Raw genomic sequence first — 5,910 nt, forward strand, 5'->3', positions numbered from 1 at the left:
AGGTGCGCGTGGGCGATCGCAACGGCCAAGGCATCGGCGGCGTCGGCGCCGGCCACCGCCACGCCGGGCAGCAGCCGCTCCACCATCGCCTGCACCTGCGGCTTGGCAGCGCCGCCGGTGCCGGTGAGCGCCTTCTTCACCAGCGTTGTCGCATATTCCGCCACAGGCAGGCCGCAGCGCCCGGCGCACAGCAGCACGACGCCGCGCGCCTGCCCCAGCTTCAGCGTCGATTGCGGGTTGGCGTTGACGAACACCTCCTCCACCGCCGCCTCCTGCACGCAATGTTCCCGGATCACCGCCATCAGCCCATCATGCAGCGCCGCCAGCCGATCGACCAGAGGGGCGCTGGCCGGCGTCTTCACCGTGCCGTGCCCGATATGGCGCAGCCGGTTGCCATCGGCCACGATCACCCCCCAGCCAGTGGCGGCCAGGCCGGGATCGAGGCCGATGATGGTTCTCACTTCGGGCCGGGCGCGTTGTTGGTCAGCGTCACGAACGTCTCGCTGCGCAGCTTCCAGCCCTCGGGTGTTGGCACCCACACCGCCAGATACTCCCCGCTCATCCGGCCGGACAGGCTGCCGCCCGACCAGTGCCCGCGCTCCATCGCACGCTGCGGCGGCTCCGCCACCGTCACCATGTCGGGCGTGCGCACGAAGCCCAGAAAGCCCGGCGTCCTGAAGGCGCGGGCGAAATATTCGGCCATGGCATCGGCGCCGATGATGGCCTCGCCGCCGGTGCCGGCGATGCCGACATAGCCCTCCCCCAGCGCGGCGCGCACGCCGGCCACGTCGCGGGCGGCAATGGCGGCGTTGTAGGCGGTGCGGGCGGCCTTGATTTCGGCCTTGATGTCGGCTTCGGCGGCGGCGGCAGGGGTGGCCATGATCATCAGCAGCGCCGCCAGCCTCACAGGTCGGCCATCACGTCTTCGGGCACGTCGTAATTGCCCCACACGGTCTGGACGTCGTCATCATCGTCCAGCACGTCGATCAGCTTCATCAGCTGCGCGGCATCCTCGGCGCCCACCGTCACCATGGTGCCGGGCTTCCAGGCCAGCTTCGCCTGGCCGCCCTCGCCCAGCACCGGCTCCAGCGCGCGCGCCACTTCGTGCAGATTTTCGATGCTGCACCAGATCTCGTGGCCGTCCTCACTTGATTCCACATCGTCGGCGCCGGCGTCGAGCGCCGCTTCGAACACGGCATCGGCGCTGCCGGCGGCGGCGGGGTAGCTGATCAGGCCCAGCCGCTCGAAGCCGTGGGACACGCTGCCCGAAGCGCCAAGGTTGCCGCCATTCTTGGCCATCGCCGTGCGCACGTTGGTGGCGGTGCGGTTGCGGTTGTCGGTGAGCGTCTCGATGATCAGCGACACACCGCCGGGGCCGAAGCCTTCATAGCGCACCTCTTCATAATTCGCGGTGTCGCCCCCCTGGCTCTTGTCGATGGCACGCTGGATATTGTCCTTGGGCATGCCCTCGGCGCGGGCAGCGAGCACGGCTGCCCGCAACCGCGGATTGTTGGCGGGATCGGGCATGCCCATCTTGGCCGCCACGGTGATCTCGCGCGACAGCTTGGAGAACAGGGCGCTGCGCTTTTTGTCCTGCGCGCCCTTCCTGTGCATGATGTTCTTGAATTTGCTGTGGCCGGCCATGTCGCTTGGTTCGCTGCAATCGGGATGGCAGCGGCCTTAGCAACGGCCAGCCAAAACGGCAATCAACTGAGCTTCACCGCCGTGCCGCTGGCCGCCACCATCAGCCCCCAGGCCAGCTGTCGCCGCTCAGCCCAGCTTCACCGCGGTCCCGCTGGCCGCCACCATCAGCATCGAATCGCTGGCGCCCAGCGCGTTGAAGTTGAGCTGCACGCCCACCACGGCATCGGCGCCCAGCCGGGCGGCATGGTGGCGCATTTCGGCCAGCGCCTCCTCGCGCGCCTGCTGCATCACCGTTTCCCAACTGCCGGCGCGGCCGCCGACGATGTCGCGGATGCCGGCAAAGAAGTCGCGAAAGATGTTGGCGCCCATGATCGCCTCGCCCGAGACGATGCCCAGATACTCGCTCACCGTGCGGCCATCGACCGAGGGTGTGGTGGTGACGATCATCGCGTGCCCCTTCAGGCCAGCGTGGCCACGGCCTGGCGCAGCATCACGCCGGCAAGATGCGCGCGATATTCGGCGCCGGCATGGATGTCGCTGTTGAGATCATCGGCCGCCAGGGTGACGCCATTCGCGCCCTGCCCGGCCGCCAGCGCGGCTTCGGCCTCGGCCCAGCGGAACACGCCCGGCCCGGCGCCGGTGACCGCCACGCGCCAGCCAGCCGCGAACCGCGCCACGAACACACCGACAATGGCATAGCGCGAGGCCGGGTGGCGGAACTTGGCATAGGCCGCCGCCTGCGGGATGGCAAAGCCGATGCGGGTGATGATCTCGCCATCGGCCAGCGCCGTGGTGAACATGCCCTGGAAGAAATCATCGGCAGCGTGCGTGGCGCGATCGGTTTCCACCACCGCATCCAGCCCCAGAACGGCGGCCGGATAATCGGCGGCCGGATCATTGTTGGCGACACTGCCGCCCAGCGTTCCCCGGTTGCGCACCTGTGCGTCGCCGATGCCGGCGGCGAGGCTAGCCAGCGCCGGAATGGCGGTGGCGCCAGAAGCGACATCGGCATGGCGGGTCATGGCGCCGATCCACAGGCGGTCTCCCTCGCGGTGGATGCCGGACAGGCCGAGGCCCGACAGGTCAACCAGCGCATCAGGCATGCGCAGGCGCGATTTCATGGCCGGCAGCAGCGTGTGGCCGCCGGCCAGATAGGCGGCCTCGCCGCCACTCGCGAATTGCGCCGTCGCTTCCGACAGGCTGCGCGGGCGGTGGAGGGCAAAATCATGCATGGCTCTGCTCCATCGCTGCGGCCCCGGCCACGATCGCCTTGATGATGTTCATGTAGCCGGTGCAGCGACACAGATTGCCCTCCAGCTCGTGCGCGACGAGCTCGGGCGTCAGCTGCGTGCCGTGCCGGCGCACGATCTCGAGGCCCGCCATCACCATGCCCGGCGTGCAGAAACCGCATTGCAGGCCGTGGGCGTCGCGAAACGCCTGCTGCATCGGGTGGAGTGCCTGCTGTGTGCCGAGACCTTCAATGGTGGTGATCGCCTGGCCCTGCGCCTGCGCCGCCAGCACGGTGCAGGCCTTCACCGCAACGCCGTCGAGCAGCACGTGGCAGGCGCCGCACTGGCTGGTGTCGCAGCCGATGTGGGTGCCGGTCAGCCCCAGGTGATCGCGCAGCGCTTCCACCAGCAAGGTGGCGGCCGGCGCATCGACCCCGTGGTTCTGGCCGTTGATGGACAGCGTGATCTGCATCTTCATCCCCTCGTTCCCGCGAGCCTAGCCTGCAACTGTTGCATCAGCAATCAGCAGTCAGGAATCAGCGGCTGGCCATCATCTGGCGCAGCCCTTCGGCCTGTTCCGCCACCGCCTGCGCGCCAAGCTCGCTGGCCTTGGCCCGCGCCCACCAGGCAGCGAGGCCCGGCCGCGCCGCCACCAGCGCCTTTGTCGGCATCGGGCCATCAAGTGCGTCGAGGAAGAAGAACAGCGGGATCAGGGCGGCATCGGCCTGGGTGAAGCTGCTGCCAACCGCGAAGCCGTCGTCGGCGCGGCGATAATGCTCGATGTAGCCAAGCGCCTCGCCCATGCCCTTGAGCGCATCGGGCACGCCGGCCGGGTTCTCTCGGCCCCTGAACAGCCCACCCAGGCTGGGCACCATGTAGACATCGGCCAGGCGCACCAGCAGACGCACGCGAGCCGCCGCCTTCTCGTCGGCGGGCAGCAGCGACGGGCCGGGCAGCACCGCATCCAGATAGTCGGCGATCACCTGGCTTTCCGGCAGCGCGAAATCGCCGTCCACCAGCAGCGGCATCTTCCCCGTCGGGCACAGCGCCAGATACTCGGGGCACTTGATGCCGCCTTCGAACTGCGCAAGCGCGATCTCGGCGCCCTTGGCCCGGCTGACCAGCAACGGCCGCATCACGAACGGAGACAGCTTGCCACCATAGAGTATCATCGCGTTCCCTCCCCGTTACAGGCCGATGGCCGCCTTGTAGGTTTCCAGCAACGCCTCGGCTTCCTGCCGGGCCGCTGTTTCCATCTTCCTGAGGCGCACCAGCGTCTTCATCGTCTTGATGTCGAAGCCGGTCGCCTTGGCCTCGGCATAGACATCCTTGATGTCATCCGCGATGCCCTTCTTCTCTTCCTCCAGCGTCTCGATGCGCTCGATGAACAGGCGCAGCTGGCTGGCGGAGACATTCTCGTCGCTCATGATCGATCCCGTGCTGAAATGATGGCCGGGATTAGCGGACGGCCTCGTTCCTCGCCAGCGATTCGGCCATCCGGTCGAGCTGCTCCTGGCTGGCCGGGGCCTGGTGCTTGGCCTTCCATTCGGCCTGGCTCATGCCATAAACATGGGTGCGGCCCTCGTCCTTCGACAGCGTCAGCCCTAAGGCTGCCGCTTCCTCGTGCAGCCAGTCGCCGAGGCAGTTGCGGCAGAAGCCGCCCCAGCCCATCAGATCGACATTCTGGACGTCGCTGCGCTGGCGCAAATGGGTCACCAGACGGCGGAAGGCCGCCGCCTCCAGCCGCTCGAGGGTGTCTGGATCGGCCAGAACTGGCGCAGATTCGGTCATTTTGCTGTCGCTCCCGTGTGGCACCTGGCGGCAACTGCCGCTAGCGTGGCAGGTGATTGCAACCAAGGGTTCTTCCGCATGTCACGCCATCTTCAGCCGCGCGGCCGCCGGGTCAAGGTGCTGGCGACACTCGGGCCTGCCTCGGCCGGCGAGGCGATGATCGCCAGCCTGCACGCCGCTGGCGCCGATGCCTTCCGCGTGAACATGAGCCATGGCGACCATGAGGCGCAGGCCGCCCTCATCGCCGCGGTGCGGGCCGTGGAAAAGGCCAGCGGCCGGCCGATCGCCATCCTCGCCGATCTGCAGGGTCCGAAACTCAGGGTCGGCCGCTTTGCCGGGGGCAGCGCTGCGCTGGTTGCCGGCGCCAGTTTCAGGCTCGACCGCCGCACGGCCGCTGGCGATGCCACCCGCGTGACCCTGCCGCACCGCGAGATCTTTGCCGCCATCCGCACCGGCGCCCGGCTGCTGGTGGACGATGGCAAGATCGTGCTGCGCGCCGCTGCCGTGTCGGACGACGCCATCGACTGCGTCGTCGAGGTGCCGGGCACCATCAAGGACAACAAGGGGGTGAACATTCCCGACGTGGTGGTGCCGCTGCCGGCGCTGACCGAAAAGGACCGCGCCGACCTCGCCTTCGCGCTCGACCAGGGCGTGGACTGGATCGCCCTAAGCTTCGTGCAGCGCCCCGAAGACGTGGCCGAGGCACGGCGGCTGATCGGCGGGCGCGCCGCGCTGCTCGCCAAGATCGAGAAGCCGGCGGCACTGGAGCGGCTGGAGGAGATCCTCGAGCTGGCCGACGCGGTGATGGTGGCGCGTGGCGATCTGGGCGTCGAACTGCCGCCGCAAAGCGTGCCGCCGGCCCAGAAACGCATCGTTGCCACCGCCCGCATGGCCGGCAAGCCGGTGGTGGTCGCCACCCAGATGCTGGAGTCGATGATCACCGCCCCAACCCCCACGCGCGCCGAGGTGTCGGACGTCGCGACCGCCATCTACGACGGGGCCGACGCCGTGATGCTCTCGGCCGAAAGCGCCGCCGGCGCCTATCCCGTCGAAGCCGTGGCGATGATGGACGCCATCGCCAGCGCGGTGGAGGCCGATCCCGGCTATCAGGGCCGGGTGGATTTTGCCGCCAGCGCCGCCGGGCGCTCGACCGCGGCGGCGATCACCGCGGCCGCCGCAGAGGTGGGCCGCACCATCGCGGCGAGGGCGCTGGTGTGCTTCACCATCTCGGGCTCAACGGCGCGGC

The 5,910-nt window shown here is 68.8% G+C and carries 10 protein-coding genes; 1 reads left to right on the forward strand and 9 read right to left on the reverse strand.

Annotation, left to right across the window (positions count from 1 at the left end; genetic code table 11):
* The 9 genes from ruvC to GJV64_RS10525 all read right to left on the reverse strand — a co-directional run.
* Positions 1 to 461: crossover junction endodeoxyribonuclease RuvC (ruvC, locus tag GJV64_RS10485; RefSeq protein WP_235927697.1), on the reverse strand; the 461-nt coding region annotated here is incomplete at its 3' end.
* Positions 458 to 880, reverse strand: a complete 423-nt coding sequence (locus GJV64_RS10490; RefSeq protein ID WP_164157181.1) for a YybH family protein — start codon at positions 878 to 880, stop codon at positions 458 to 460. The genes GJV64_RS10490 and ruvC, both read right to left, overlap by 4 nt.
* A 23-nt stretch (positions 881 to 903) precedes the next feature.
* On the reverse strand, positions 904 to 1,644 hold the full coding sequence (locus GJV64_RS10495) for a YebC/PmpR family DNA-binding transcriptional regulator (protein ID WP_164157182.1): 741 nt from the start codon (positions 1,642 to 1,644) through the stop codon (positions 904 to 906).
* Between the two features lie 126 nt (positions 1,645 to 1,770).
* Positions 1,771 to 2,091, reverse strand: a complete 321-nt coding sequence (locus GJV64_RS10500; protein ID WP_164157183.1) for a heavy metal-binding domain-containing protein — start codon at positions 2,089 to 2,091, stop codon at positions 1,771 to 1,773.
* 11 nt (positions 2,092 to 2,102) lie between these two features.
* On the reverse strand, positions 2,103 to 2,876 hold the full coding sequence (locus GJV64_RS10505) for an FAD binding domain-containing protein (protein ID WP_164157184.1): 774 nt from the start codon (positions 2,874 to 2,876) through the stop codon (positions 2,103 to 2,105).
* Positions 2,869 to 3,351 carry a (2Fe-2S)-binding protein gene (locus GJV64_RS10510; protein ID WP_268920641.1) on the reverse strand — a complete coding sequence of 161 codons (483 nt, stop codon included), beginning with the start codon at positions 3,349 to 3,351 and terminating at the stop codon, positions 2,869 to 2,871. Before GJV64_RS10510 ends, GJV64_RS10505 begins: the two co-directional genes overlap by 8 nt.
* A 58-nt stretch (positions 3,352 to 3,409) precedes the next feature.
* Complete coding sequence (locus tag GJV64_RS10515) at positions 3,410 to 4,045, reverse strand: glutathione S-transferase family protein (protein WP_164157185.1); 636 nt, start codon at positions 4,043 to 4,045, stop codon at positions 3,410 to 3,412.
* Between the two features lie 15 nt (positions 4,046 to 4,060).
* A complete protein-coding gene (locus GJV64_RS10520) occupies positions 4,061 to 4,300 on the reverse strand; it encodes a DUF2312 domain-containing protein (protein ID WP_164157186.1) in 240 nt (79 codons plus the stop codon).
* Positions 4,301 to 4,331: 31 nt separating this feature from the next.
* Complete coding sequence (locus tag GJV64_RS10525) at positions 4,332 to 4,664, reverse strand: DUF1244 domain-containing protein (protein ID WP_164157187.1); 333 nt, start codon at positions 4,662 to 4,664, stop codon at positions 4,332 to 4,334.
* 78 nt (positions 4,665 to 4,742) lie between these two features.
* Between GJV64_RS10525 and pyk the strand changes: the two genes are divergently transcribed.
* Positions 4,743 to 5,910, forward strand: a 1,168-nt coding sequence (pyk, locus tag GJV64_RS10530; RefSeq protein WP_164157188.1) for a pyruvate kinase, incomplete at its 3' end; no start/stop codon positions are given.

Source organism: Sandarakinorhabdus rubra, assembly GCF_010994245.1.
Taxonomy (GTDB): Bacteria; Pseudomonadota; Alphaproteobacteria; order Sphingomonadales; family Sphingomonadaceae; genus Sandarakinorhabdus; species Sandarakinorhabdus rubra.

What these genes read in the sequence shown, in the direction of transcription:
- GJV64_RS10515 (WP_164157185.1), bottom strand. Translation starts at nt 4,045, where the DNA reads ATGATACTCTATGGTGGCAAGCTGTCTCCGTTCGTGATGCGGCCGTTG.
- GJV64_RS10500 (WP_164157183.1), bottom strand. Translation starts at nt 2,091, where the DNA reads ATGATCGTCACCACCACACCCTCGGTCGATGGCCGCACGGTGAGCGAG.
- GJV64_RS10525 (WP_164157187.1), bottom strand. Translation starts at nt 4,664, where the DNA reads ATGACCGAATCTGCGCCAGTTCTGGCCGATCCAGACACCCTCGAGCGG.
- GJV64_RS10505 (WP_164157184.1), bottom strand. Translation starts at nt 2,876, where the DNA reads ATGCATGATTTTGCCCTCCACCGCCCGCGCAGCCTGTCGGAAGCGACG.
- GJV64_RS10495 (WP_164157182.1), bottom strand. Translation starts at nt 1,644, where the DNA reads ATGGCCGGCCACAGCAAATTCAAGAACATCATGCACAGGAAGGGCGCG.
- GJV64_RS10520 (WP_164157186.1), bottom strand. Translation starts at nt 4,300, where the DNA reads ATGAGCGACGAGAATGTCTCCGCCAGCCAGCTGCGCCTGTTCATCGAG.
- GJV64_RS10510 (WP_268920641.1), bottom strand. Translation starts at nt 3,351, where the DNA reads ATGAAGATGCAGATCACGCTGTCCATCAACGGCCAGAACCACGGGGTC.
- GJV64_RS10490 (WP_164157181.1), bottom strand. Translation starts at nt 880, where the DNA reads ATGGCCACCCCTGCCGCCGCCGCCGAAGCCGACATCAAGGCCGAAATC.